22 protein-coding genes and 1 riboswitch are annotated in these 23,959 nt (G+C 64.4%); of the genes, 9 read left to right on the top strand and 13 right to left on the bottom strand.

Features of this window, described 5'->3' with window-relative positions; genetic code table 11:
* Positions 1-329: 329 nt before the first annotated feature.
* The 8 genes from thiH to ACFWHB_RS01770 all read right to left on the bottom strand — a co-directional run bounded on the left by thiH (position 330) and on the right by ACFWHB_RS01770 (position 8,349).
* Entirely contained in the window at positions 330-1,595 is a 1,266-nt protein-coding gene (thiH, locus tag ACFWHB_RS01805; protein ID WP_395949354.1) for a 2-iminoacetate synthase ThiH, read from the bottom strand.
* 32 nt (positions 1,596-1,627) lie between these two features.
* Positions 1,628-2,395 carry a thiazole synthase gene (locus tag ACFWHB_RS01800; protein ID WP_395949353.1) on the bottom strand — a complete coding sequence of 256 codons (768 nt, stop codon included), beginning with the start codon at positions 2,393-2,395 and terminating at the stop codon, positions 1,628-1,630.
* Position 2,396: 1 nt separating this feature from the next.
* Positions 2,397-2,597, bottom strand: coding sequence for a sulfur carrier protein ThiS (gene thiS / locus ACFWHB_RS01795; RefSeq protein WP_395949352.1), 201 nt, complete (start codon positions 2,595-2,597; stop codon positions 2,397-2,399).
* Positions 2,594-3,367 carry a HesA/MoeB/ThiF family protein gene (locus ACFWHB_RS01790; RefSeq protein ID WP_395949351.1) on the bottom strand — a complete coding sequence of 258 codons (774 nt, stop codon included), beginning with the start codon at positions 3,365-3,367 and terminating at the stop codon, positions 2,594-2,596. Before ACFWHB_RS01790 ends, thiS begins: the two co-directional genes overlap by 4 nt.
* The gene (thiE, locus tag ACFWHB_RS01785) at positions 3,357-4,916 is read right to left on the bottom strand and encodes a thiamine phosphate synthase (RefSeq protein WP_395949350.1); all 1,560 of its coding nucleotides are present in this window, start codon (positions 4,914-4,916) and stop codon (positions 3,357-3,359) included. Before thiE ends, ACFWHB_RS01790 begins: the two co-directional genes overlap by 11 nt.
* A complete protein-coding gene (thiC, locus tag ACFWHB_RS01780; protein WP_395949348.1) occupies positions 4,913-6,907 on the bottom strand; it encodes a phosphomethylpyrimidine synthase ThiC in 1,995 nt (664 codons plus the stop codon). The genes thiE and thiC overlap by 4 nt, the downstream gene beginning before the upstream one ends.
* Positions 6,908-7,174: 267 nt before the next feature.
* Positions 7,175-7,288, bottom strand: a riboswitch (TPP riboswitch).
* Between the two features lie 73 nt (positions 7,289-7,361).
* Positions 7,362-7,847 carry a hypothetical protein gene (locus ACFWHB_RS01775; RefSeq protein ID WP_395949347.1) on the bottom strand — a complete coding sequence of 162 codons (486 nt, stop codon included), beginning with the start codon at positions 7,845-7,847 and terminating at the stop codon, positions 7,362-7,364.
* Positions 7,848-7,932: 85 nt separating this feature from the next.
* A complete protein-coding gene (locus ACFWHB_RS01770; RefSeq protein ID WP_163135869.1) occupies positions 7,933-8,349 on the bottom strand; it encodes a hypothetical protein in 417 nt (138 codons plus the stop codon).
* Positions 8,350-8,439: 90 nt separating this feature from the next.
* On the opposite strand from ACFWHB_RS01770, the gene ACFWHB_RS01765 reads away from it, so the two are divergent.
* Both ACFWHB_RS01765 and ACFWHB_RS01760 read left to right on the top strand, forming a co-directional pair.
* Positions 8,440-9,108 (top strand): response regulator transcription factor, encoded by a 669-nt coding sequence (locus ACFWHB_RS01765; protein ID WP_106885170.1) that lies wholly within the window; start codon positions 8,440-8,442, stop codon positions 9,106-9,108.
* A 29-nt stretch (positions 9,109-9,137) separates the two neighbouring features.
* The gene (locus tag ACFWHB_RS01760; protein ID WP_395950162.1) at positions 9,138-10,367 is read left to right on the top strand and encodes a sensor histidine kinase; all 1,230 of its coding nucleotides are present in this window, start codon (positions 9,138-9,140) and stop codon (positions 10,365-10,367) included.
* Positions 10,368-10,496: 129 nt separating this feature from the next.
* On the opposite strand, the gene rimK is transcribed toward ACFWHB_RS01760, so the two are convergent.
* The 3 genes from rimK to metH form a co-directional block, all read right to left on the bottom strand.
* Complete coding sequence (gene rimK / locus ACFWHB_RS01755; protein WP_025325466.1) at positions 10,497-11,393, bottom strand: 30S ribosomal protein S6--L-glutamate ligase; 897 nt, start codon at positions 11,391-11,393, stop codon at positions 10,497-10,499.
* 115 nt (positions 11,394-11,508) lie between these two features.
* On the bottom strand, positions 11,509-12,573 hold the full coding sequence (locus tag ACFWHB_RS01750) for a Gfo/Idh/MocA family oxidoreductase (protein WP_395949346.1): 1,065 nt from the start codon (positions 12,571-12,573) through the stop codon (positions 11,509-11,511).
* A 43-nt stretch (positions 12,574-12,616) separates the two neighbouring features.
* The gene (gene metH, locus ACFWHB_RS01745) at positions 12,617-16,312 is read right to left on the bottom strand and encodes a methionine synthase (RefSeq protein WP_395949345.1); all 3,696 of its coding nucleotides are present in this window, start codon (positions 16,310-16,312) and stop codon (positions 12,617-12,619) included.
* A 202-nt stretch (positions 16,313-16,514) separates the two neighbouring features.
* Here metH and ACFWHB_RS01740 point away from each other — a divergent pair, with 202 nt between their 5' ends.
* Positions 16,515-17,792, top strand: a complete 1,278-nt coding sequence (locus tag ACFWHB_RS01740) for a cation:proton antiporter (RefSeq protein WP_106885175.1) — start codon at positions 16,515-16,517, stop codon at positions 17,790-17,792.
* Positions 17,793-18,244: 452 nt separating this feature from the next.
* A complete protein-coding gene (locus ACFWHB_RS01735) occupies positions 18,245-18,421 on the top strand; it encodes a hypothetical protein (RefSeq protein ID WP_005326732.1) in 177 nt (58 codons plus the stop codon).
* Between the two features lie 113 nt (positions 18,422-18,534).
* Here the strand turns inward: ACFWHB_RS01735 and ACFWHB_RS01730 are convergent, their stop codons facing one another.
* Positions 18,535-19,056 carry a GNAT family N-acetyltransferase gene (locus tag ACFWHB_RS01730; protein ID WP_395950161.1) on the bottom strand — a complete coding sequence of 174 codons (522 nt, stop codon included), beginning with the start codon at positions 19,054-19,056 and terminating at the stop codon, positions 18,535-18,537.
* A gap of 205 nt (positions 19,057-19,261) precedes the next feature.
* Between ACFWHB_RS01730 and ACFWHB_RS01725 the strand changes: the two genes are divergently transcribed.
* Together ACFWHB_RS01725 and ACFWHB_RS01720 are read left to right on the top strand one after the other, a co-directional pair.
* Positions 19,262-19,525, top strand: a complete 264-nt coding sequence (locus tag ACFWHB_RS01725; RefSeq protein WP_106885177.1) for a hypothetical protein — start codon at positions 19,262-19,264, stop codon at positions 19,523-19,525.
* A gap of 73 nt (positions 19,526-19,598) precedes the next feature.
* Entirely contained in the window at positions 19,599-20,453 is an 855-nt protein-coding gene (locus ACFWHB_RS01720) for a KPN_02809 family neutral zinc metallopeptidase (RefSeq protein WP_303806813.1), read from the top strand.
* Positions 20,454-20,549: 96 nt separating this feature from the next.
* Here the strand turns inward: ACFWHB_RS01720 and ACFWHB_RS01715 are convergent, their stop codons facing one another.
* Positions 20,550-21,227, bottom strand: coding sequence for an ATP-binding protein (locus ACFWHB_RS01715; RefSeq protein ID WP_395949344.1), 678 nt, complete (start codon positions 21,225-21,227; stop codon positions 20,550-20,552).
* A gap of 154 nt (positions 21,228-21,381) precedes the next feature.
* Here ACFWHB_RS01715 and ACFWHB_RS01710 point away from each other — a divergent pair, with 154 nt between their 5' ends.
* The 3 genes from ACFWHB_RS01710 (at position 21,382) to ACFWHB_RS01700 (ending at position 23,910) form a co-directional block, all read left to right on the top strand.
* On the top strand, positions 21,382-22,698 hold the full coding sequence (locus tag ACFWHB_RS01710; RefSeq protein WP_395949343.1) for an MFS transporter: 1,317 nt from the start codon (positions 21,382-21,384) through the stop codon (positions 22,696-22,698).
* A gap of 131 nt (positions 22,699-22,829) precedes the next feature.
* Positions 22,830-23,546, top strand: coding sequence for a MarC family NAAT transporter (locus ACFWHB_RS01705; protein ID WP_106885181.1), 717 nt, complete (start codon positions 22,830-22,832; stop codon positions 23,544-23,546).
* A gap of 160 nt (positions 23,547-23,706) precedes the next feature.
* Positions 23,707-23,910: a hypothetical protein gene (locus ACFWHB_RS01700; protein ID WP_025325456.1), complete on the top strand. Its 204-nt coding sequence runs from the start codon at positions 23,707-23,709 to the stop codon at positions 23,908-23,910.
* Positions 23,911-23,959 lie beyond the last annotated feature (49 nt).

Here is a 23,959-nt window from a genome sequence, read left to right as displayed (position 1 = left end):
CTCCTGATCCGAGGGCAACCGCACAGCGGTCGGATTGTCGGGGGTGGCCTTTCTTTTGGTGACTTTTCTTTGGCCACGCAAAGAAAAGTTACTCGCCCAGGCCCGAAGGGCGGGCGAAACCCCGTCGAGGCCAGCAGCCTCGCGTCCTGCTCGGCAAGGCCGTGCCACCACACAACGGCTCCTGCCGCCAACACCATACCTCGGAACGGACGATTACGCCTGACGGCTAATCGACCCTACAATTGCACGGCGCAGCCGTGCCCTCTCGCCACAGGCACAGAGTCTGGCTGGACGCCCGGATGCCACCGACAAAGGGGGCCTGGCCGCCCCTATCGGCCCAAAAACGCCTCCCAGTCCTTAAACACCGGCTGCAACCCTGCCTGCCGCACGGCATCGGCCACCTCCCCTAAGGATCTGTCGTCGTGGATGGCGAACTGCTCCAGCTCCTCCTTGTCTCCCTCCGCATAGCCGCCGGGCTGGGTGCGCGATTCCGCCGACATCTGGGTGATGCCAAGGCGCAGGGCGCCGTTGCGAAACGCCGGGGATTCCCGGGTGGAGAGCGACAAGTCCAGGGTCGGCGAGAAGAGGCGCCAGGCGCAGATCAGCTGCACCAGCTGGCGATCCGACATGCATACCTCGGGCTCCAGCCCCCCGGTGCAGGGGCGCAGCCGCGGGAAGGAGAGCGAATAGCGGCTCTGCCAGTGGTGGCGCTCCAGCCAGCTCAGGTGCTCGGCGACAAAATAGCTGTCGGCGCGCCAGTCAGGCGACAGGCCGATCAGGGCCCCCAAACCAATCTTGTCGATGCCGGCGCGTCCCAGCCGATCCGGGGTGGCGAGACGCCACCCGATATCCTGCTTGTTGCCGCGCAGGTGGTGGCGAGCGTAGGCGGGGGCGTGATAGGTCTCCTGGTAGACCATGACCGCATCCAGCCCCAGGGTCTTGAGCTCGGCGTATTCGGCCTCGGACAGCGGCTGCACCTCCATCGCCAGGGTGCTGAAGTGGCGGCGGATCCGCGGCAGGTGCTCACGAAAGTAGTCCATGCCCACCTTGGTCTCGTGCTCGCCGGTCACCAGCAGCACGCTGTCGAAGCCGCGCGCCTTGAGGGCCAGGCACTCGCGCTCAATTTCCTCGCTATTCAAGGTCTTGCGCTTCAAGCGGTTGCTCATGGAGAAACCGCAATAGCTGCAATCGTTGGCGCACAGGTTCGACAGATAGAGGGGCACGTAAAAGCCGACCGTATTGCCGAAACGCTGGCGGGTGAGGCGCTCCGCCAGCTGGGCCATCCGGGGCAGGAAGGGCTCGGCGGCCGGGGAGATAAGCGCCATAAAGTCCTGCAGGGTGCGACGTGGATTGGCCAGCGCCCGCTCCACGTCCCGGGCCGTCTTGGCGCGGATACTCATGCCCACGTCGTCCCACTCCAGCTCGCGCCAGCGGTCGGCAAAATCCAACCCCCTCCCGGCCTCCCCCTTGGGAGGGGGAGGAGCGCAGGGCTCGCCCCATTCAAGAGCCGAGTCAGCCTCGCCCCTCACCCCCAGCCCCTCTCCCAAAGGGAGAGGGGGGCAAACACTTGGCTGAGTTTGTGGTACAGAACCCATAGCTGCAGCATCTATCACCTCTAAACCCTGGCTCATAACGCCCCCAGAAAATCGGTCAGGGGGCTGGAAGCCTGGGCCTGGCTGCCGCGTGCCCCGAGGCCCGCCTCATAGGCGCTGCGACCGGCCTCGCAGGCGAGCGCGAAGGCGCGGCCCATGGCGACCGGATCCCCGCACACCGCGATGGCCGTGTTCACCAGCACGGCGTCGGCACCCAGTTCGAAGGCCGCCGCCGCATGGCTGGGGGCCCCGATCCCCGCATCCACCACCACGGGCACATTGGCCTGCTCGACGATGATGGAGAGGAAATCCCGGGTCACCAGCCCCTGATTGGAGCCGATGGGAGCGCCCAGCGGCATGACGGCGGCGCAGCCCACTTCTTCGAGCCGCTTGCAGAGCACGGGATCGGCCCCGCAGTAAGGCAGCACCACGAAGCCCTCTTTCACCAGCTGTTCGGCGGCCTTGAGGGTCTCTATGGGGTCTGGCAGCAGGTACTTGGGATCGGGGTGGATCTCGAGCTTGAGCCAGTTGGTGCCGAGCGCCTCCCGGGCCAGGTGGGCGGCAAACACCGCTTCGGCGGCTGTCTTGGCACCGGAGGTGTTGGGCAGCAGCTTGACCCCGAGGGCCAGCAGCGGAGTGAGGATGTCGTCGTGGCGCTTGCCCGGCTCCAGGCGCTTGATGGCCATGGTCACCAGCTGGGAGCCGCTCGCCGCTATGGCGGCGGCCATCAGCTCGGGGTGGGCAAACTTGCCGGTGCCGGTAAAGAGGCGCGATGAGAAGGTGTGATTGGCAATGGTCAGCATCTCAGCCTCCGGCGATGGCAGTGAAAAGGTGGATCTCGTCCCCGTCATTGAGGCGGGTCTCTGGCCAGCGGCTGCGGGGCAGCACGGCGCCGTTGAGGGCCACCGCCACCCCCTGGGGGGCAATCTCCTGCACCGCCAGCAGCTCGGTCAGGCTCTGGCCGGTGGGCAGCGTCAGCTCGATATCGTTCAATCGAATATTCATTGGTCATCCTTATGGCTGCCACACACCGGGCAGTCGGGATCGGGGGGCAGCTGCAGGCACTGCCACTCGTGGGCCAGGGCATCGAAACGGCGCAATGTGCCCGCCACCGGGCTGGGGCGCCCGAGCAGCAGTTTGAGCGCCTCCAGCGCCTGCAAGGAGCCCATCACGCCGACCAGGGGGCCGGTGACGCCGCTGCGCTGGCAACTCTCTTTAATCTCGGTGTCCGCCGGGTAGAGGCAGGCGTAGCAGGGGTGCTCAGGCGCGCTTCGCACCATCAGTTGCCCTTGCCAGCCGACGGCGGCGGCCGAGATCCAGGGTTTGCCCTGCACTACGCAGGCGGCGTTGATGACATGGCGGCTGGCTAGGTTGTCGCAGCAGTCGACAACCAGGTCCACCTCGGCCACGAAGGCTGGTAGGCTATGGGCGTCGAGACGCTGGTTGATGGCGATCAGCTCCACATGGGGGTTGTGAGCCGCCAACCGCTCCCGGGCCAGCTCGGCCTTGGAGCGGCGCAGGCCCTCGCCATCGAACAAGATCTGGCGCGGCAGGTTGCTGGAATCCAGGATGTCGCCGTCGGCGAGCCACAGCGTCCCGACTCCGGCCCCGGCGAGATAGAGCGCCAGCGGCGAGCCGAGCCCACCGAGACCGACGATCAGCACGGAGGCGCCCTTGAGCCGCGCCTGCCCCTCCTCCCCGATCTCGGCGAGCATCAGTTGCCTGCCATAGCGCAGATACTCTTCGTCACGAAGAGACGCCTCGTCAGTGCGCATGTGCCACCTCCTGCACTGCTATGGCGGAGCGCGCCGGATCCCCGGCCCCCACGGCGGCCAGCAATCGGGCCGTGGCCCCCTGCCAGTCGTCGCTCCCTGTGATGGCGGAGACCAGGGCAATGCTGCCCACCCCGCTCTCCTTGACCGCTGCCACCCGCTCCTCGCTGATGCCGCCGATGGCGACAGTGGGCCAGTCCTGCATCAGGGCGCGGTAGTGGTGCAGCCGCACCAGCCCCTGGGGGCGGGAGGGCATCTGCTTGGTGTTGGTGGGGAAGATATGACCCAAGGCTATATAGGAGGGTGCCAGCTCCCGGGCCCGCATCAGCTCGAAGTAGCCGTGGGTGGAGATGCCAAGACGCAGACCAGCAGCCTGAATGGCGGCGAGATCGGCTGATCCCATATCCTCCTGCCCCAGATGCACCCCATAGGCACCGGCCGCTATGGCCTGTTGCCAGTAATCGTTGATAAAGAGCCGCGCCCCGAAGCGGCGACCCAGGGCCACCGCCGCCGCAATGGCGGGCATCACCTCTTCGGCGGACAGATCCTTGATGCGCAGTTGCAGTGTCCTGACCCCGGCTTCCAGCAGCCGCTCCAGCCACTGCACCGAATCCACCACCGGATAGAGGCCGAGACTCTGTTCGGTCGGGGCAAAGGGCCCCTGGGGCAGACGGGTGGTACTCACCTCATAAAGACCGAAGCGACGATCCAGGCTTGATCCCGCCAGCACGGCCCGGGGGAAGTGGGCGAGACTGGTTGGCCAGCCGAGGTGGGCTATGGGGCCGGGGCCTGCCCCTACCCCCTGCGCCTCTGCCAGCCCTTGCTGCAGATAGGCACGCGCCAGGGTGATAGCGTCTTCCACCGGGTAATCCAACGCCTGGACCGCGGCGATGGCGCTGGCGTAGCAGCAGCCGGTGCCGTGGCCGTGGCGGGTGTCGAGCCGCGGCGCGGCGAGCCAGAACTCCCGCTCTGCATCCTGGTAGTAATCGAGACAGAGATCCCCGCTCCACTCAAGGTGCCCCCCCTTGACCAGCACGGCGCGGGCGCCGAGTTCACGCAGTCGCACCGCTCCCGCCCGCACCAGCGCAGGGCTGGTCGCCGGAATGCCGGTCAATGCTTCCAGCTCGGGGCCGTTGGGGGTGATAAGCGACAGACGGGGCAGCAGATGCTCGCGCACCGCCGCCAGCATGTTGGGCTCCGCCATGGGGGTGCCTGTGCTGGCGATGGCCACGGGGTCATAGACCACGAAGGGGGCGCTTAACGTATCGAGCCGCCGGGCCAGCACCTCCACATGGAGCCGGGTCGGCAGCAGACCGATCTTGATGGCGGCCGGGGGCAGATCGACGCCGAGGGCGTCGATCTGGGCGCAGAAGGTCTGCATCAGCACGGGATCCACCATCTTCACCGCCACCGAATTCTGGGCCGTGATGGCGGAGATGACGGAGCAGCCGTGCACGCCGAGGGCGTGCAAGGTGTGCAGATCGGCCTGAATGCCGGCACCGCCCCCCGAGTCGGAACCGGCTATGGTCCAGACGATGGGCTTGGTGCTCATGCTTCTTCCCGCTCCTCTTTGAGGGCCGCCGCCTGATGGTAGAGCTCGCCCCCCTTCTCCTTGAAGGTCTCGGCCATACGGTTCATACCGCTTTCCACCTCGGCCACCACTCGCTCCTGCTGGCCATCCATGCCCACCAGCTTGATCTCCACCGCCTCGAGCTTGGCGGCGTAGTCGCGCACATCCTGGGTGATCTTCATTGAGCAGAACTTGGGGCCGCACATGGAGCAGAAGTGGGCCACCTTGCCGGACTCCTGGGGCAGGGTCTCATCGTGATAGGCACGGGCGGTTTCGGGATCCAGCGCCAGATTGAACTGATCCTCCCAGCGGAACTCGAAGCGCGCCTTGGACATGGCGTTGTCGCGGATCTGGGCGCCCGGGTGACCCTTGGCAAGATCGGCGGCGTGGGCGGCGATCTTGTAGGTGATGAGCCCCTGCTTCACGTCCTCCTTGTTCGGCAGCCCCAGGTGCTCCTTGGGGGTGACGTAGCAGAGCATGGCGCAGCCATACCAGCCGATCATGGCGGCGCCTATGCCGGAGGTGAAGTGATCGTAGCCGGGGGCTATGTCTGTGGTGAGCGGGCCTAGCGTATAGAAGGGTGCCTCGTGGCAGTGCTCCAGTTGCTCCGTCATGTTGCGCTCTATCATGTGCATGGGCACGTGACCCGGCCCCTCGATCATCACCTGCACATCGTACTCCCAGGCGATCTTGGTGAGCTCCCCCAGGGTGTGCAGCTCGGCGAACTGGGCCTCGTCGTTGGCGTCATAGACGGAGCCCGGACGCAGGCCGTCACCGAGGGAGAGGGCCACGTCATAGGCGGCGCAGATCTCGCAGATCTCGCGAAAATGCTGGTAGAGGAAGTTCTCCTTGTGGTGGGAGAGGCACCACTTGGCCATGATGCTGCCGCCACGGGAGACGATGCCGGTGAGGCGCTTGGCGGTCATGGGCACGTAGCGCAGCAAGACGCCGGCGTGGATGGTGAAGTAGTCCACCCCCTGTTCGGCCTGCTCCAGCAGGGTGTCGCGGAACAGCTCCCAAGTGAGATCCTCGGCGATGCCGTTGGTCTTCTCCAGCGCCTGATAGATGGGCACAGTGCCTATGGGCACAGGACTGTTGCGCAGTATCCACTCCCGGGTCTCGTGGATGTAGCGGCCGGTGGAGAGATCCATGACGGTGTCGGCGCCCCAACGGGTGGACCAGACCAGCTTCTCCACCTCCTCCTCGATGCTGGAGGTGACCGCCGAGTTGCCTATGTTGGCGTTGATCTTCACCAGGAAGTTGCGGCCGATGATCATGGGCTCGGCTTCCGGGTGGTTGATGTTGCTGGGGATGATGGCGCGGCCGGCGGCCACCTCATCGCGCACGAATTCGGGGGTGATGTTTTCCGGCAGGCGGGCGCCGAAGCCCTGGCCCGGATGCTGGCGCAGCAGCAGCTCGGAGCGCACCCGCTCGCGACCCATGTTCTCGCGAATGGCGATGAACTCCATCTCAGGGGTGACCATCCCCTGACGGGCATAGTGCAGCTGGGTCACCCGGCGGCCCGGCCTGGCACGCAGCGGCTTGGGCAAATTATCGAAGCGCAGGTGATCCAGCCCCTCGTCGGCGAGGCGCTCCTGGGTGAAGGCGGAGCTCAGACCCTCGAGCGCTTCGGTGTCGCCACGCTCCAGCACCCAGTTTTCACGCAGGCGCGGCAGGCCGCGGCGCACGTCTATCTCGGCACTCTCATCCCCATAGGCCCCCGAGGTGTCGTAGACGGGCACGGGATCGTTGGGCTCGAACTGGGGGTCTTCCTTGCTGCCGCCGACCAGGGTGTCGGCCAGGACTATCTCCCGCAGCCCTACCCGGATGTCGGGACGGGAACCTTCGATGAAGATGCGTCTGGAGTTGGGGTGGGCCATGCCCTTGAGGTTGTCGATAAAGGCCTGGGCACTGGAGCGCTGCTCCCGGCGGCTGGCGGGCACGGACTTGCTGTTTTCAGAAGAGGTAGACATAGCAAAACTCACATTAACTGGTTGAAGTTATGGGTGTTTGCTTGTCTGGAGTTCGAGGAGAAGTGATGAACTTGCAGTCTGGGTGCGCTCTCAGGAGGGAGCGAGCACGGGATGGATCATCCCTGCTCTGCCGTCCCATCCCCCTTGTGGGGACATTCGCCGCCCTGACGGGCAAGCGGCGGGACGACCTCCCTCCTGTGCGCCAGCCCTTGCCCGGGGGTTCCCCTCAAGGCAAGGGGGAAGTGGCTACTCCCCCGGCGCGGCAACTCGCAAGTTACCCTTGTTTCCCTTCGCAGGTCTTAACCTGATCAGGTTCCACGGATCCCGAATTAACGGTCTCAGCTTTGCGTCGTTCGACGGTCAGCACTCCGACAAGATGTGCGCCAGTATAAGTGGGGAATTTTAAAGTACAAGTCATTAACAAGGGGAAAGAACAACCAGCCAAGGACACGGCTCACTCATCGGAATCGAGTGTTTCCTCCGGGTTGGGGATCAGGATCTCGGTCAGACGGCCCTCATCATCCCGGCTCAGCACCAGCCTGCGGCCCGGTTGCAGATCGGCGAGGCTGCCGTTCACCCAGCGGGTGCCGGCATCAAACACCAGCACACCCAGCTGCTGCATCAGCAGGCTCTCTCCTGCGGTGGCGACCAGCCTGTCATCCGCCCGCAACCACTGGCTGCTCTGGGCCGGATCCGGCCCAGTTGCGAGTACCTGGATCTGCTCGGCCACGCCGTACCGGCTCTGGATGGCGAGCTGCATGCCGGGCCTGAGATCGTCAAACTGCGCCGCTCCGACCAGGGCGGCGCTGCCGAGCTCGAGCTCGGCCCCCTGAAATTGCAGGCGGATGCCGTCGTTGTGCTCCAGCTCCACCAGCCAGAGCTCGGGCTCGTCGGCAAGGGCGTGAAAGGAGAGCAGCAGGAACAATGCGGTTCTGGTCATAGCAAGCAGGCCCATGGTCAACCCAGCGAGGAGGTTTAACTATGGGCCTGGACGGGTAATTTTTCCGGTTCACTGGTGCGGCGGATCAGTCGTCCTCCCGACAGCGGCTCAGACGCATGCCGTCGAAGCGGCACTCCAGCTCCAGCCAGCGTCCCTCGAAGGGGGCCAGGCTGTCGTCCGAGGTGACATAACCCCATATCCGCCCCTGCTCCACAGGCCCTTCCAGCTCCATCTCATGCTTTTCTTCCAACGGCTCCACCTCGCGGACCAGCCGCCTGTCTCCCTCTATCACCCCTTCCAGATCGACCCAGGTGCCGCCGAGATCGTCTTCGTCCAGACCGTCCTTGAAGCGGGTCTGCTCATCGATCACGAAGGGAATGCCGTTGACCATCAACTGGCCCAGTTGCCAGCTGGTGCGGCCGGTCAGCTTGAACTCGGCCGCCTGCACCAGACCAAAGGGCAATAAAATCAATAGCCAGAGGGCGCAGAGAGACTTCTTCATCGGGGATCCTCGGGGTTACACTGGCACACAGGATGTCTCATCCGGTGTGAAATGGCCGTGAAATCTCGGCCCAAACCAGGAGATCAGAGCATGAAAATACTGGTGGTGGAAGACAGTCCCCAGGTGGCTGAGACCGTCATGGATTATCTGGAGCTGGCCGGGCACAGGGTGGACTGCGCCTATCACGGCCAGGCCGCCCTGCAACTGCTGGCGGAGCAGCGCTTCGACGTCATCATCATGGACGTCATGATGCCGCGCCTCGACGGCCTGCGCACCGTCGAGCGGCTGCGCTCGGACGGCATCGCCACCCCTGTGCTCTTTCTCACCGCCCGCGACAGCCTGGACGACAAGCTGGCAGGTTTCAAGGCGGGGGGCGACGACTACCTGGTCAAGCCGTTCGCCATGGAGGAGCTGGAGGTGCGGTTGCAGGCCCTGGCCCTGCGCGGCCCCCGCAGCGACATGGGGGCGCTGGCATTTGGCGAGCTGGCGGTGGATCCCGGCGCGGGCCGTGCCACCCGCGCCGGGGTGGAGCTCAAACTCGGCAAGATCCCCTTCCAGATCCTCACCCTGCTGGTCAGGCGTGCCCCCCAGCTGGTGACGCGCCAGGAGGTGCTCGACACCGTCTGGGGGGATGAGGAGCCCGACTCGGACGCCTTGCGCAGCCACATCTACGCCCTGCGCAATGCCCTGGACAAGCCCTTCCCCAGCCCCATGCTGGAGACAGTGCACGGCCAGGGTTACCGGCTGGTCAAACCATGAGCCTCCCGGCCTCCCCGAGCCAGCCAGCCTTGAGCCTGCCGAGCCTGCGCAAGCGCCTGATCCTGGCGCTGGGCGGGGCCGGCTTGCTGCTGCTGCTGATCCTGAGCCTGCTGATGGTGGTGGCCGAGAACAAGATGGAGGAGCTCAGCCTGCGCCACTGGCTGGAGGCCGAGGTCACCCGCTACAACGATGACTGGCTGCGGCTCGGCCAGGTGGCGCCCGCCCCCAGCCCGCGCCAGTTCTCCAGCTACTGGACAGAGGCGGGGCGCCTGCCCGTATGGCTCAAACCCTACCAGACCCCCGGTTTCTTCGAGCACCAGCTGGGGGAGGAGGACAAACACTTTCTGGTGCGCGCTCACCCCTCGGGCCAGGGCCTGCTCTATCTGGTGTTCAACGACGACGCAGACGACTACCTGGATCCTTACGAAGACAGGCTGCACCTGGTCACCCGGCTGATCGGGCTGGCCCTGTTGCTCGGCTGCATAGCGTTCGGCATCTGGCTGGTGCGCCACATCACCCGGCCCCTGGACAGGCTGCGCCAGCGCGTCGCCCACCTCACCCCGGATCAGGTCGACTTCGTGCCGGACGCCCCCTGGCAGGAGCTGCGAGAGATCGAGCTGGCGCTGCTGGCGGGCAAGCATGAGGTGGCCGCCGTGTTCGCCCGGGAGCAGGAGTTCAGCCGCTTCGCCAGCCACGAGCTGCGCACCCCCAACATGGTGATCCAGGGCTCGGCCGCCCTGCTCGGCAAGGTGAGCGACCTGCCCGCCCCCGCCGCCCGGGCCGCCAGCCGCATTCGGGCCGCCAGCGACGAGATGGCCCTGCTCACCGAGACCTTCCTGCTGCTGGGCCGCAAGGAGGCGGTCGAGCGCCCCCGGCAATTGGTGGCACCGCTGATCCAGCGGGAGCTGGCGCGCCTCGCCCCCCTGCTGCAGCGCGAGAGCCTGGATATCCGCCTCAATCTGGACGAGCAGAGCGAGGTGCTGGCCCCTCTCTCCCTGCTCGCCATCGCCCTGGGCAACCTGCTGAAGAATGCCCTGAGCTACGCCGAGGGCCATATCGAGATCGCGCTTCAGGGGCAGGTACTCACCATCAGCAATCCCACCGCGGCGGCGCCGGATCAGATCCTGGGCTACGGCTGCGGCCTCACCATCATCCAGCGCATCTGCGAGAAGCTGGGCTGGCAGATAGAGACCCGGCTGGAGGATGGCGTTTTCAGCGCCAGGCTGGCGATGAACGCCCCCGACCTCACGCAGGCATAGTTCCCCCCTCATCCCCGACCCTTCTCCCGCAAGGGGAGAAGGGAGACAACGCACTCCCCGGCAAGCCAACAAGCCAGATAACAACAAGGCGCCCGAGGGCGCCTTGTTTGCAGAGGATAGGAGGGCGGCTTATTCCGCCGGCTTGTGCTTGCGACTCGCCTTGAGCTCCAAAAAATCGATGATCTTGCCCGCCACATCCTTGCCGGAAGCGGCTTCGACCCCTTGCAGACCGGGGGAGGAGTTCACCTCCAATACCAGGGGGCCACGGGCACTGCGCAAGATATCCACCCCGGCCACGTCCAGCCCCATGATCTTGGCGGCCTGCACCGCAGTCGCCCGCTCTTCCGGGGTGATCTTGATGGCCGACGCCTCGCCGCCACGGTGCAGGTTGGAGCGAAACTCCCCCGGCTGGGCCTGACGACGCATGGCCGCCACCACCTTGCCACCCACCACCACGCAGCGAATGTCGGCGCCATTGGCCTCGCGGATGTACTCCTGCACCAAGATGTTGTTGTTGGTCTGGATGAAAGCCTCGATCACGCTCTCGGCAGCCTTCTGGGTCTCGCACAGCACCACGCCTATCCCCTGGGTCCCCTCCAACAGCTTCACCACCAGCGGCGCCCCGCCGACCATGGTGATGAGGTCGGGCACGTCGTGGGTGCTGTGGGCATAGCCGGTGATGGGCAGGCCTATGCCGTGGCGGGAGAGCAACTGCATGGCGCGCAGCTTGTCCCGGGAGCGGCTGATGGCCACCGAGCTGTTGAGGGCCATGGTATTCATCATCTCGAACTGGCGCAGCACGGCGGTGCCATAGAAGGTGATGCTGGCACCGATGCGCGGGATCACGGCGTCATAGCTCTCCAGTTCCCGTCCTTCGTAGTGGATGGAGGGGCTGTGGGAGGCGATGTTCATGTAGCAGCGCAGGGTGTCGAGCACCTCGACCTGATGCCCGCGCGCCTGCGCCACCTCGACCAGACGGCGGGTGGAGTAGTTGTTGGGCTCGCGGGATAAAATGGCAATATTCATGGAAATGACAGACCTGATAATCGGACTGGAGAGTATAAGGTGCCATGAACGACTGGCAACGCCAATCCTTTCCCCTCACCATTCGGCGTTCTGCAAGAACCGCTGAATACCAGATTCAATGAGGACCACGCAACGCCTGCTGCAGGCTCAGCAGCAGCGCCACCTCCTGCAACCGGCGCGCCGTGGTCCTGGCCCAGCCGCCCACCGGCACAGGCGCCAGCAGGGTTTGGGCTATGCAGTCGCGATAGAGGGGCCCCTCATGTTGCCAGCCCCGCATACCATCGACGCCGTGAAAATGCAGCCACTCCAGATTGCCGCTGCGAAGCAGCTCTATGCGCCGCCCATCCTTGAGATGCAGGCATAACCCCTTCTTCTCGACCCCGGATCCTGCGTACTTGTCGAGCCAGAGCCTCAGGGGCACCCCGGCCGCCTCGCCGCGCAGACAGGCGCGCCCCTCGGCGGTTTCGAGATCACCACTGGGGATGGGCTGGCCCAGCCTGTCGGCTACCCCGTCAGCCACCAGCGTCAAGCTGTCATCCCCGCCGAGGGCCACCAGCAGCTCGCGGATCATCGCCAGCAGATGGGTGCCGATGTCGAGGATCACCCCGTCGGGATGACGCAGGACCCGCCGATCCGGCTCGCCGGTGGCGAAGTTGAGGGCATAGGGGTGCCCCTGCTCGTCAAGGCCGCAGGGCTCCAGCAGGAAGCCCTCCACCGAGGCCACGTCGGCCAGGGTGACCGGCGAAATGGGGCCGGTCTGCCCGGCTTGCGTCCGCCAATCATCCCCCAGCCCGCCGCTGAGCAGCCGCTGGACGGCGTTGCGGGCCATCCAGTGATCCAGCGCCAGCACCCGGGGGGCGACCCCGGGATCCGCCAGCAGGGCCTGCAGGCGAGCCTGCTGGGCCAGGGTCGCCACCACAGGCTTCTCCACCAAAATCAAGGGGATGGAGCTTGCCAGCGCCTGCTCCAGCACCGGCAGGTGCAGCAGGGAGGGGGTGGCAATGACCAGCCGATCCAGGGGCAGCGCCAGCAGGGCCTCCAGGGTCGGCAACGATCTCACTCCCGGCAGGCTGCGGGCGGGGTCAAATCCCCAGATCGCCATCTCTGGCGCCAGGGCCCGCAATGCTGGCAGATAGGCGGTCTCCACCACTGCCCCCAGGCCAACGAATCCAATCTTCATAGCACCTCAGCTTGCGTGGGCCAGTTCAGGCCGGGCAACGGGATCAATTCAGGTTCGGCCCCAGCCAGCGCTCGGCCTCCACCAGCGTCATGCCTTTGCGCTGGGCATAGTCTTCCACCTGATCGGGCTGGATCTGCGCCACCGCGAAATACTTGCTCTCGGGGTGGGAGAAGTACCAGCCGGACACCGCCGCCCCCGGCCACATGGCGTAGGACTCGGTGAGCTTCATGCCGATGGCCTGCTCCACACCCAGCAGCTCCCAGATGCTGCCCTTCTCGGTGTGCTCCGGGCAGGCGGGGTAACCCGGCGCCGGCCGTATGCCGCGATAGTTCTCGCGAATGAGCTCCTCGTTGGAGAGCGCTTCATCGGGGGCATAGCCCCAGTGCACTTTGCGCACCTGCTCGTGCAGGTATTCGGCGAAGGCCTCGGCGAGACGGTCGCACACCGCCTGGATCAGGATGGCGTTGTAGTCGTCGTGATCCGCCTTGTAGGCTTGCGCTATGGCCTCCTCGCCGATACCGCCGGTCACCGCAAAGGCGCCGATCCAGTCCGCCTTGCCGCTCTCCTTGGGGGCCACATAGTCCGCCAGACAGTAGTTCGGGAAGCCCTGCTTCTCGCTCTGCTGGCGCAGGTGGTGCAGCACCTTGATGACCTCGGTACGCGACTCGTCGGTATAGACCTCTATGCTGTCCCCCACCCCGTTGGCCGGGAACAAGCCTATGATGCCGGCGCAGCGCACGCTCTTGTCCTGCTCCAGCTGGTCGAGCATGGCGTTGGCATCGGCAAACAGCTTGGTCGCCTCCTCACCTATGATCTCGTCCTCCAGGATGCGCGGATACTTGCCCGCCAGCTCCCAGCTCAGGAAAAACGGCGTCCAGTCGATGTAGGGGCGCAGCACAGAGACGGGCACGTCCTCGAAGGTTTGCACACCCGGCGCCCTGGGCTTGGGCGGTTCATAGCCGACCCAGTCCAGCTGCTGGCGATTGGCGCGGGCGTGGGCCAGGGAAACCGGCTTGGAGCGCGGTTGCTTGCGGGCATGCTGATCCCGCGCTATTTCGTACTCCTTGTCGATGCGGGCGACGAAGGCGGGCTTGAGCTCGGGGTTCAGCAGGCTCTGGGCCACCCCCACCGCGCGGGAGGCGTTCGACACATAGACCACGGGTTCGGAGTAGTTCTGCTCTATCTTCACCGCTGTGTGGGCCTTGGAGGTGGTGGCGCCGCCGATCAGCAGCGGCAACTTGAAGCCCTGGCGCTCCATCTCTTTCGCCACGTGCACCATCTCGTCCAGGGACGGAGTGATGAGGCCCGACAGGCCTATGATGTCGGCCCCCACTTCCCGCGCCGTCTTGAGGATGGTCTCGCAGGAGACCATGACCCCGAGATCGACGATCTCGTAGTTGTTGCACTGCAGCACCACGCCGACGATGTTCTTGCCGATGTCGTGCACGTCCCCCTTGACGGTGGCCATCACTATTTTGCCGTTGCTGGAGCCGCCGGACTTCTCCGCCTCTATGTAGGGTTGCAGGTAGGCGACCGCCCGCTTCATCACCCGCGCCGACTTCACCACCTGGGGCAGGAACATCTTGCCGGCGCCAAACAAGTCGCCCACCACGTTCATGCCGTCCATCAGCGGCCCTTCGATCACGTGCAGCGGCTTCTCGGCCCCGGCCCGCGCCTCTTCGGTGTCCTCCTCGATGAAGTCGGTGATGCCCTTGACCAGGGCATGCTCAAGGCGCTTGCCCACGGGCCAACTGCGCCACTCCTGATCCCGGGGATCCTCGGCCTGGGCGCCGGCACCGCGATACTTCTCGGCGATGGCCAGCAGATCCTCGGTGGCACTGTCACTCAAGTTGAGCACCACGGCCTCGACCTTGGCCTTCAGCTCCGCCGGAATGTCTTCGTAGATGGCGAGCTGACCGGCGTTGACTATCCCCATGTCCATGCCGCTGCGGATGGCGTGGTAGAGGAAGACGGCGTGAATCGCTTCCCGCACCGGCTCGTTGCCCCGGAAGGAGAAGGAGACGTTGGAGACGCCGCCGGAGATCATGGCGTGGGGCAGGTGCTCCTTGATATCCTTCACCGCCTCGATGAAGTCCACCGCGTAGTTGTTGTGCTCGTCGATGCCGGTCGCCACCGCGAAGATGTTGGGGTCGAAGATGATGTCTTCCGGCGGGAAGCCGACCCTGTCCACCAGGATCCGGTAGGCGCGCTGGCAGATCTCGAACTTGCGGGCACGGGTATCGGCCTGACCCACCTCGTCGAACGCCATCACGATGACGGCGGCGCCATAGCGACGCAGCAGTTTGGCCTGCTCGATGAACTTGGCCTCCCCCTCCTTCATGGAGATGGAGTTGACCACAGGCTTGCCCTGCACGCACTTGAGACCCGCCTCCAGCACCTCCCACTTGGAGGAGTCGATCATCACGGGCACCCGGGCGATGTCCGGCTCGCCGGCGATGAGGTTCAAGAAGCGCACCATGGCCGCCTCGGCGTCCAGCATCCCCTCGTCCATGTTGATGTCGATGATCTGGGCGCCGCTCTCCACCTGCTGCTTGGCCACATCCAGGGCCTCGTCATAGAGCCCCTCCTTGATCAGCCGCTTGAACTTGGCGGAACCTGTGACGTTGGTGCGCTCCCCCACGTTCACGAACATGGACTCCGCCGTGATGATGAGGGGCTCGAGGCCGGACAGCCGGCAGGCCACCGGCAGCTCGGGCAGGGGGCGCGGCTTGATGCCCGCCACAGCGTCCGCCATGGCACGAATATGGGTCGGGGTGGTGCCGCAGCAGCCCCCCACCAGGTTGAGGAAGCCGCTTTGGGCCCACTCGCGGATATGCTCTGCCATCTCACCCGCATCGAGATCGTACTCGCCGAAGGCATTGGGCAACCCGGCGTTGGGGTGGGCGCTCACAAAGGTCTCGCTGATGCGCGACAGCTCCTCCACATACTGGCGCAGCTCGTCCGGGCCCAGCGCACAGTTGAGGCCGAAGGAGATGGGTTTGACATGACGCAGGGAGTGATAGAAGGCTTCCGTGGTCTGGCCCGAGAGGGTGCGGCCCGAGGCATCCGTGATGGTGCCTGAGATCATCACCGGCAGGCTGTAGCCCAGCTCCTCGAACACCAGATCCACCGCGAAGGCGGCCGCCTTGGCGTTCAGGGTGTCGAAGATGGTCTCTATGAGGATGAGGTCTGCGCCTCCCTCGATCAGGGCGTGAGTCGATTCGGTGTAGGCGGCCACCAGCTGGTCATAGGTGACGTTGCGCTTGCCAGGGTCGTTCACATCCGGCGAGATGGAGCAGGTGCGGTTGGTGGGGCCCAGGACGCCTGCCACGAAACGCGGCCTGGCGGGATCCTTGGCCGTCCACTCGTCCGCCACGGCGCGGGCCAGACGGGCCGCCTCGCGGTTGATCTCGGCGGAGAAGGCTTCCATCTCGTAATCGGCCATGGCGATGCGAGTGGCGTTGAAGGTGTTGGTCTCGAGGATGTCGGCCCCGGCGGCACAATATTGATCGTGGATCTCGCGGATCACCGCCGGCCGGGTCAGCACCAGCAGATCGTTGTTGCCCTTGATGTCGGTATGCCAGTCGGCGAAGCGCTCGCCGCGGTAATCCGATTCACCGAGCCTGTAACCCTGGATCATGGTGCCCATGGCACCGTCGATGATCAGGATCCGCTCCCTGAGACAGGCTTCCAGTTTCTTTGTTACGTCCGACTTCTTGCTCGACTCTATGCTCGACACCGCTTCTACCCCTTACATCCATGCAACTGCGTGAGCTCCATCCTAGCAGCAAAAAAATCAAATGGAAATCTAGCCGTCTATCTGTCCGAAATCTCGAGCATATACTCACAAATGGGTAATGAGTAAGATGTGGCCCGAGAGTACCCTATGCCCGTCCTCAACGGGGATACGTGCTTGCTGTTTACTAAAGAGAAAAATAACTATGAGCGTCTACTACACACTCTGTTTCTTGGCAGCCTTGGCGATCTTCATCGCCTTTGCCAACCAGTATGTCGTGAAGATCCAGACCACCATCGCCATCACAGCCGGATCCATGCTGATCTCCGCCCTGATGGTGCTGTTTGGTAAGTTGGGTTGGTTCAATCTGGAACCTCTGGCCGTCGAGACCATGGAAAGCATCGACTTCCAGAACTTCCTGCTGAAGGGGATCCTCGGATTCCTGCTGTTTGCCGGCGGTCTCGGCATCAATCTGAAGGCATTGCGCAGCCAGAAGTGGGAGATCACCATTCTCTCCATAGCGGCGACCCTGCTCTCCACCTTCATCATCGGCTATGGCTTCTGGTTCATCGCCAAGCTGCTGGGCTGGGAGCTGCCGCTGGTCTATTGCATGCTGTTCGGTGCCCTGATCTCCCCCACAGACCCCATTGCCGTGCTCGCCATCGTCAAGAAGATGAAGGCGCCGCCCCAGATCGCCATCCAGATCGAAGGGGAGTCCCTGTTCAACGACGGGGTCGGCCTGGTGATCTTCGCCACCGTCTTCGCCGTGGCCTTTGGCGGTGTCGAGCCCACCTTCACCAGCGTGGCCGGCCTGTTCCTGCATGAAGCCCTCGGCGGCATACTGTTCGGCGCCGTGCTGGGCCTCATCGCCCACGTGATGATCAGCGCCACAGACGACGGCTCCCTGGAGCTGCTGCTGACCCTCTGCATCCCGACCGCAGGCTTCGCCTTTGCCAACATGATAGGCGTCTCCGGCGCCCTGGCCATGGTGGTCACCGGCATCATGATAGGCAACTGGACCCGCCAGTCCGGCTTCTCCGAGCAGAGCCGCCACCACCTGGATCACTTCTGGGAGTTGATGGATCAGTTCCTCAACGCCCTGCTGTTCCTGCTGATCGGCCTGGCCCTGGTGCTGCTGGATCTCGCCTGGCAAGACTGGATCCTGCTGGTCATAGCAGTGCCGCTCTGCCTGGCCGCCCGCTTCATCAGCGTCTCCCTGCCCTATGTGGCCTTCCGCAAGTTCCGCAGCTACAACCGCTTCTCGGTGCGCATCCTCACCTGGGGCGGCCTGCGCGGCGGTCTGGCCATGGCCATGGCACTGGCGCTGCCCTCGGGCGTCATGGTGCTGCCGGAGCACGGCGTCGATCTGCGGGAGGTGATCCTGGTGATGACCTATTCTGTGGTGATGTTCTCCATAGTGGTACAGGGCATGACCATCACCCCCATGATCACCGCCGCCAAGAAGGCCAGCGGCGACTACTGAGTCAGTCGCAGGCAGTGACTGGCAACAGCAGAAGGGCTCCCTCGGGAGCCCTTTTCGTTGGTGGCGTGGCAGTGAAAAATGTGCCACCGTCACGACATCTCACAATTAGTGTTTGCTTTTTATTCATTTCGAGGAGAGAATGCGCGCCGGCTAGTTAATCAGCCCTGTTTATGTTCGCAATGCTTCAACGTTAGATGAATCCTGCCAGTACCCACATAACCTTCCTCTGATTTACTCGCCTTGAGAACCGTCAGGCTGTCTGCCTGCGTTGCCCGGCTCTCACGGTGCAGACCCGATCTGCCCACCCAATTTGAACTATGCATCCGCATATTCCTTGATAGTGCAGACGCCCGTGACTCGGGCTGGGTATTCCTGCGCGGATTCTGACCGCGTCTATTGACCTAACATTTGCCAAACAAGGAGCAACTATTTAATTTATATAGAGAAATACCATGATGAAAGCCGTACAGACACACAAACCCCTGCGTCGCAGCAAACCCATCAACCTGCCCGTGCAAGAGCATGACTATGATGCGTTTCTGATCCAGTTCAGCACCCGCTCCAGCGGTGGCTTCGCCATCTCCTGTGATGGTATCCCTGGCGAGTTCTCCATCGAAGAGCTCAACTGATCCTGCCCACCGGCAGCCTCAGATGCAGACAGGCCGCAACTCACGGCGGCCCCCTTGTCTCCCTCGCCTCCAGCCTTGTGATCCCCTCTTCTGATTGACGGCCCTGCCATCCCTCAGACAGTGCAGGCCTGGATATCGGCCGCTTCCAGCAACAGACACTCGTCGGCATCCTCGCTCAACCTGACCAGACGGCTGCGCACCAGACCCAGCTTGCCCAGCAGCGCCACAGATCGCTGGTTGCCCGGGGTGACGATGGCGATGACCCGCTCGATGCCGAGCCGCTCCCGCCCATCCAGCAACGCCGCCCGTGCCGCCTCTATGCCGTAACCCTGACCGCGATAGGCAGGCAGGAAGGCGTAGCCTATGTCTTCGCACGGCAGGGTATCGCGCTTGATGAGCCCGCAGATGCCGATCCTGGCCTCGTCTTCCCGTCGCATCACCAGATAGAGACCATGCCCATGACGGGCATAGCTGACCGCCGGCCCCTGTTGTATGTACTCTTCGGCGTCACTCAGGGTGCGCACCCCGCGATCGCCTATGTAGCGGTGGAAGTCGCCGTCGTTGAGCAACTCGAGGATAAAGGGGGCGTCAACCGTGGTTAATTCGCGCAGGGCGAGGCGCTCGGAGAGGATCATGGCAAAGGCTCGTGTGGTGGGAACAACAGCCATCAAGACTGCCCCCATGACGGGCGCTTGGCAAGATCCCCGGCCAAAAGGAGGCCGTCATGGACCGCAAGCCGGCCGACCGCAGCCGACATTTAGTCCCTGCCACATGAGTCGCGCGGCGGTTCCGGCTATACTGCCCGCCCTATCCCACAGAACAACAAGCAGGACATTCCCCATGACGGACGACACCGAATTCTTTGACGAACAGACGCTGCTGGAAATGGTTGAAAACCAGCTCGCCGACGGCCATCCCCTGCAGGTGAAAGCCACCCTGATGCGGCTGGTGATGAAGGGCACCCCGCGGGACGAGGCGCTGCAATACATCGCCTGCGCCCTGGGTGCCGAGCTGATGGCCATGGAGGCGGATCAGGGCCCCTTCAACCTGACCCGCTACGCCGAGTTTCTCGACAGCCTGCCCGAGATGCCCTGGGCCGAATAACGCCCCTCATCAGGCAAGGCGGACGACCAGCCATTATCATTACTGCCACCACCAATGACGGGAGTAGGCAGATATGCGCTGGCAAAATCGCCGTGAGAGCAGCAATGTGGAGGACAGGCGCCAGGAAGGCGGTGGCAGCGGGGGCGGCGGCCTGCCCATAGGTGGCAAGGGGCGCCTCATCCTGATCGTGGTGGTGATGGTGGCGGGTTACTACGGCGTGGATCTCAGCCCCTTGCTCGACGAACCGTCCCAGCAGAGCCAGGCGCCGCGCCAGAATGTGTCTCAGCCGGCCAGCGATCCCCTGGCCAGATTCACCTCAGTGATGCTCGCCTCCACCGAAGATACCTGGGGCGCGATCTTCTCCCAAAGCGGCAGCCAGTATCAGCCTCCCAGGCTGGTGCTCTATCGCGGCGCCACCCAGACCGGCTGCGGCCAGGGCCAGTCGGTGATGGGCCCCTTCTACTGCCCGGCGGACAGCACTGTCTACATAGATCTCTCCTTCTATCAGGACATGCGCGACAAGCTGGGGGCCGATGGCGACTTCGCCCAGGGCTATGTGGTCGCCCACGAGGTGGGCCACCACGTGCAGCACCTGCTCGGCATCTCGACCAAGGTGCGTCAGCAACAGCAGGGGTTGAGCCAGGCCGCGCAGAACAGGCTGTCGGTCAAACTCGAGCTGCAGGCCGACTGCTTCGCCGGCGTCTGGGGCCACCATATGGAGCGGGAACAGGTGCTGGAGCACGGCGATCTGGAGGAGGCCCTCAACGCCGCCCAGGCCATAGGTGACGACCGCCTGCAGCAGCGGGGTCAGGGCCGGGTGGTGCCGGACAGCTTCACCCACGGCAGCTCGGCCCAGCGCCTCGCCTGGTTCAAGAAGGGCTTCGACAGCGGCAAGCCCGCCAGCTGCGACACCTTCGCCGCCCGCTGAGCCGGGCCAGACGACAAGGCCGGATCCCCAGGGATCCGGCCTTGTTGCATTCAGCAGACGGGAGATGGGTCTGCCGCCCTCCCGGGCAACTAGCCCTCAGGGGGCCTCGCCTGGCAGCAGATCGGTAAAGACGAAGCCGTCCCGCACCACTGTCTCCCCCACCCGGATGGCCAGGGGCCGCTGGAACATGGGGCCATCAAAGGCCAGGGTGTGGAACTCGCCGTTCTCGCCGCAGGGATCCACCCCGGCGGGCAGGGCCGCCAGCAGGGTCGGATCGAACTCGTGCCCACCCAGGCTGGCATCCAGCTTGCCGGGATCCAGGGTGCAGACCCTGGCCTTGAGGCCAGCGGCCATCATCTGCTGCGCCAGCTCCCTCGTGTCGCTGCCCCAGAGCGGGAACAGCGGCGCTATGCCCGTGCCCGCCAGCTGTTTCTCTCTATAGGCGCGCACATCCTCGAGGAAGAGATCCCCGAATGCCATGTGGCGGATCCCCATGGCCAGCACATCCTCGATGAAGCTGGCCATGACCCGGCCATAGTCCTCGTTGCTGCAGGGCCAGGGCAGATCGATGCAGTGCAGTGGCAACCCCACGCACGCGGCCTGCTCCGTCAGCAACTGCTTGCGCACCCCGTGCATGGCCACCCGCTCGAACGCCTGATTCAGGGTGGTGAAGAGCCCCACCACCTCGATCGCCGGATCCTGGCGCAAGCGATGCAGGGCCCAGGCGCTGTCTTTTCCGCTGCTCCAGGAGAGCAGTACCTTTTTCTTCGTCATGACCTCTCCAATCCCTTGCCGCAAGGTGCTGCAAGACAGTGTTGCGAATTGTGCGATTTACTTCCTGGGATACAAAAGCATACCCTCGTGGGTGAGCGTATCCCCGCAGAGCATGGGGGAGAATAACTAAAAAAACGATGGGAAACATAAGGATATGACCACAGTTACCGGCACACACGATCACAATCGCCCCCTCAACCGACAGGATTACAAGACCTTAAGCCTGGCGGCACTGGGCGGCGCCCTCGAATTCTACGACTTCATCATCTTCGTCTTCTTCGCCGTGGTGATAGGCGAGCTCTTCTTCCCGGCCGACATCCCCGAGTGGTTGCGCCAGTTCCAGACCTTCGGCATCTTCGCCGCCGGTTACCTGGCCCGCCCGCTGGGGGGCATCATCATGGCCCACTTCGGCGATCTCATCGGCCGCAAGCGCATGTTCACCCTCAGCATCATCTTGATGGCGCTGCCGACCCTGCTGATCGGCCTGCTGCCCACCTATGCCACCCTCGGCATCGCCGCCCCGCTGCTGTTGCTGCTGCTGCGGATCCTGCAAGGGGCCGCCATCGGGGGCGAGGTCCCGGGGGCCTGGGTCTTCGTGGCCGAACACGTGCCCGCCCGTCGGGTCGGCGTCGCCTGCGGCACCCTCACCGCAGGGCTGACCGCCGGCATACTGCTCGGCTCTCTGGTGGCCACCGCCATCAACCGCGGCATGAGCCCGGTGGAGGTGAGCGAGTGGGGCTGGCGTCTGGCCTTCGTGCTCGGCGGTGTGTTCGGCATAGTCGCCATGTACCTGCGCCGCTGGCTGCACGAGACCCCTGTCTTCGCCGAGATGCAGGCCAACAAGGCCCTGGCCGAGGAGCTGCCCCTCAAGACGGTGCTCCGTGAACACAAGGGCAGCGTCATCGTCTCCATGCTGCTGACCTGGCTGCTCTCCGCCGGCATAGTGGTGGTGATCCTGATGACCCCGACCTATCTGCAGAAGGTCCACGGCATCAGCCCGGCCGATGCCCTGACCGCCAACTCCCTGGCCATAGTCGCCCTCACCCTGGGCTGCATCTTCTACGGCCGCCTGATAGACAGCCTCGGCAGCGGCCCCACCTTCGTCCTGGGCTCATTGCTGCTGGCCGGTGCCACCTATGCCTTCTACCACGGCCTGGCGGCGGGCATGGATCAGCTGGTGCCGCTCTACATACTGGCAGGCTTTGCGGTGGGGATAGTCGGCGCCGTGCCCTATGTCATGGTCAACGCCTTCCCGCCCGTGGTGCGCTTCTCCGGGCTGTCGTTCTCCTACAACGTGGCCTACGCCATCTTCGGCGGACTCACTCCCATGCTGGTGACGCTGTGGATGAAGAACGACGTGCTGGCGCCCTCCCACTATGTGGTCAGTCTGGCGGCCCTCGGCTTCGTGCTGGGTCTCTGGCTCTGGCTGCGCCAGCGCACTCAGCGTCAGGTCACGCCACAAACCGCCTGACAGATGCGGGCCCCGGACTGTCGGGGCCCCTTCGTTCCGGCTATATTCAGCCTGGCTGCCGTAGAGTAGCCCCCCCTTAAGGCCAGACCCGCGTCTGGCCCTGTTGTTTTTCAACCACCCCGAGGTGCAAGATGTTTTTCCAGGTCGTATTCATCGCCTTGCTCGCGCTGCTGCCCATGGTCAATCCCCCCACCACGGCTACCCTGCTGCTGGGATTGAGCAAGGGCATGTCCCGTGAGCACGTACGCCGCCAGATCAACCTGGCCGCCATCTATCTGTTCGCCACCCTCTGCGTCAGCTTCTTCATCGGCTCCTCCATCCTGGATCTGTTCGGGATCTCCATTCCCGGCCTGCGGCTGGCCGGTGGCCTCATCATCGCTTTCATCGGTTTTCGCATGCTGTTCCCCGCCCCCAGCCAGTCCGCCGGGGTCGACATCAACCAGAGCATCGCCTTCGTGCCGCTCACCATGCCCAGCATGTGCGGGCCGGGCACCATGGCCCTGGTGATCAGCGGCGCCGCCCAGATTGCCGAGCTGCCCGACGAGTACAACCGTTTCGTCATCTATGCCGCCATGGTGACCGCCTTCGCCCTGATGAGCCTGCTCAGCTGGGGGGTGCTCAAGCTGGCGGATCCGGTCTGCAAGATCCTCGGTGCCACAGGCATAGACGCCATGACCCGCATCATGGGCTTCCTGCTGGTGTGCATGGGCATGCAGTTCTGCATCAACGGCATCAAGGAGGTGGCGCAGGATCCCGTGTTCCACGGTGCGCCCGCTGTGCAGACGGCCCCGGCGCAGTCACACGCATCCGCCGCCCTCGATCATCTGCCCGCCGCGCGCCAGCCCTGACTGAAAACGCTGTCATCTCAGCTCGAGGATCGTCGCCGAACTTGCGCCTGATCATGTTGCCTGCCCACGGATGGAGTAGTGTGTTTTTTGTACAGGCAAGGTTCAGAGGGTCGCTGCTAACGTGACCCGCGCAGACCCAATCACTTGAGGAGACATGCAAATGGAAAAGATGCTGACCGAGATTGGAAGCTACAGCCTGTTTCACGAATATCTGAACGTGGTCGGGGCCGTCAGCCCCGCCCTGACCCGGATCAAGAGCAGGTGGGAATACAAGCGAAGCGATCGGCTGGTCGCCCAGATCAGGATAGATCCCCAGGGCAACGCGCGATTCTATATCGACGCCCGTGCCATATCGGCCAACTGAGCCCCATCAACCCCCTTCACCCACCCCGGTCCACTGACCGGGGTTTTTA

The sequence above is a fragment of the Aeromonas mytilicola subsp. aquatica genome (assembly GCF_044336385.1).
Classification (GTDB): domain Bacteria; phylum Pseudomonadota; class Gammaproteobacteria; order Enterobacterales; family Aeromonadaceae; genus Aeromonas; species Aeromonas rivipollensis.
This window is presented reverse-complemented; position numbering and strand designations above follow the sequence as displayed.

Bases quoted from the DNA above. Each gene is read 5' to 3' on its own strand.
- thiH (WP_395949354.1), bottom strand. From the start codon at position 1,595: ATGGGTTCTGTACCACAAACTCAGCCAAGTGTTTGCCCCCCTCTCCCT.
- ACFWHB_RS01800 (WP_395949353.1), bottom strand. From the start codon at position 2,395: ATGCTGACCATTGCCAATCACACCTTCTCATCGCGCCTCTTTACCGGC.
- thiS (WP_395949352.1), bottom strand. From the start codon at position 2,597: ATGAATATTCGATTGAACGATATCGAGCTGACGCTGCCCACCGGCCAG.
- ACFWHB_RS01790 (WP_395949351.1), bottom strand. From the start codon at position 3,367: ATGCGCACTGACGAGGCGTCTCTTCGTGACGAAGAGTATCTGCGCTAT.
- thiE (WP_395949350.1), bottom strand. From the start codon at position 4,916: ATGAGCACCAAGCCCATCGTCTGGACCATAGCCGGTTCCGACTCGGGG.
- thiC (WP_395949348.1), bottom strand. From the start codon at position 6,907: ATGTCTACCTCTTCTGAAAACAGCAAGTCCGTGCCCGCCAGCCGCCGG.
- ACFWHB_RS01775 (WP_395949347.1), bottom strand. From the start codon at position 7,847: ATGACCAGAACCGCATTGTTCCTGCTGCTCTCCTTTCACGCCCTTGCC.
- ACFWHB_RS01770 (WP_163135869.1), bottom strand. From the start codon at position 8,349: ATGAAGAAGTCTCTCTGCGCCCTCTGGCTATTGATTTTATTGCCCTTT.
- ACFWHB_RS01765 (WP_106885170.1), top strand. From the start codon at position 8,440: ATGAAAATACTGGTGGTGGAAGACAGTCCCCAGGTGGCTGAGACCGTC.
- rimK (WP_025325466.1), bottom strand. From the start codon at position 11,393: ATGAATATTGCCATTTTATCCCGCGAGCCCAACAACTACTCCACCCGC.
- ACFWHB_RS01750 (WP_395949346.1), bottom strand. From the start codon at position 12,573: ATGAAGATTGGATTCGTTGGCCTGGGGGCAGTGGTGGAGACCGCCTAT.
- ACFWHB_RS01740 (WP_106885175.1), top strand. From the start codon at position 16,515: ATGAGCGTCTACTACACACTCTGTTTCTTGGCAGCCTTGGCGATCTTC.
- ACFWHB_RS01735 (WP_005326732.1), top strand. From the start codon at position 18,245: ATGATGAAAGCCGTACAGACACACAAACCCCTGCGTCGCAGCAAACCC.
- ACFWHB_RS01730 (WP_395950161.1), bottom strand. From the start codon at position 19,056: ATGATCCTCTCCGAGCGCCTCGCCCTGCGCGAATTAACCACGGTTGAC.
- ACFWHB_RS01725 (WP_106885177.1), top strand. From the start codon at position 19,262: ATGACGGACGACACCGAATTCTTTGACGAACAGACGCTGCTGGAAATG.
- ACFWHB_RS01720 (WP_303806813.1), top strand. From the start codon at position 19,599: ATGCGCTGGCAAAATCGCCGTGAGAGCAGCAATGTGGAGGACAGGCGC.
- ACFWHB_RS01715 (WP_395949344.1), bottom strand. From the start codon at position 21,227: ATGACGAAGAAAAAGGTACTGCTCTCCTGGAGCAGCGGAAAAGACAGC.
- ACFWHB_RS01710 (WP_395949343.1), top strand. From the start codon at position 21,382: ATGACCACAGTTACCGGCACACACGATCACAATCGCCCCCTCAACCGA.
- ACFWHB_RS01705 (WP_106885181.1), top strand. From the start codon at position 22,830: ATGTTTTTCCAGGTCGTATTCATCGCCTTGCTCGCGCTGCTGCCCATG.
- ACFWHB_RS01700 (WP_025325456.1), top strand. From the start codon at position 23,707: ATGGAAAAGATGCTGACCGAGATTGGAAGCTACAGCCTGTTTCACGAA.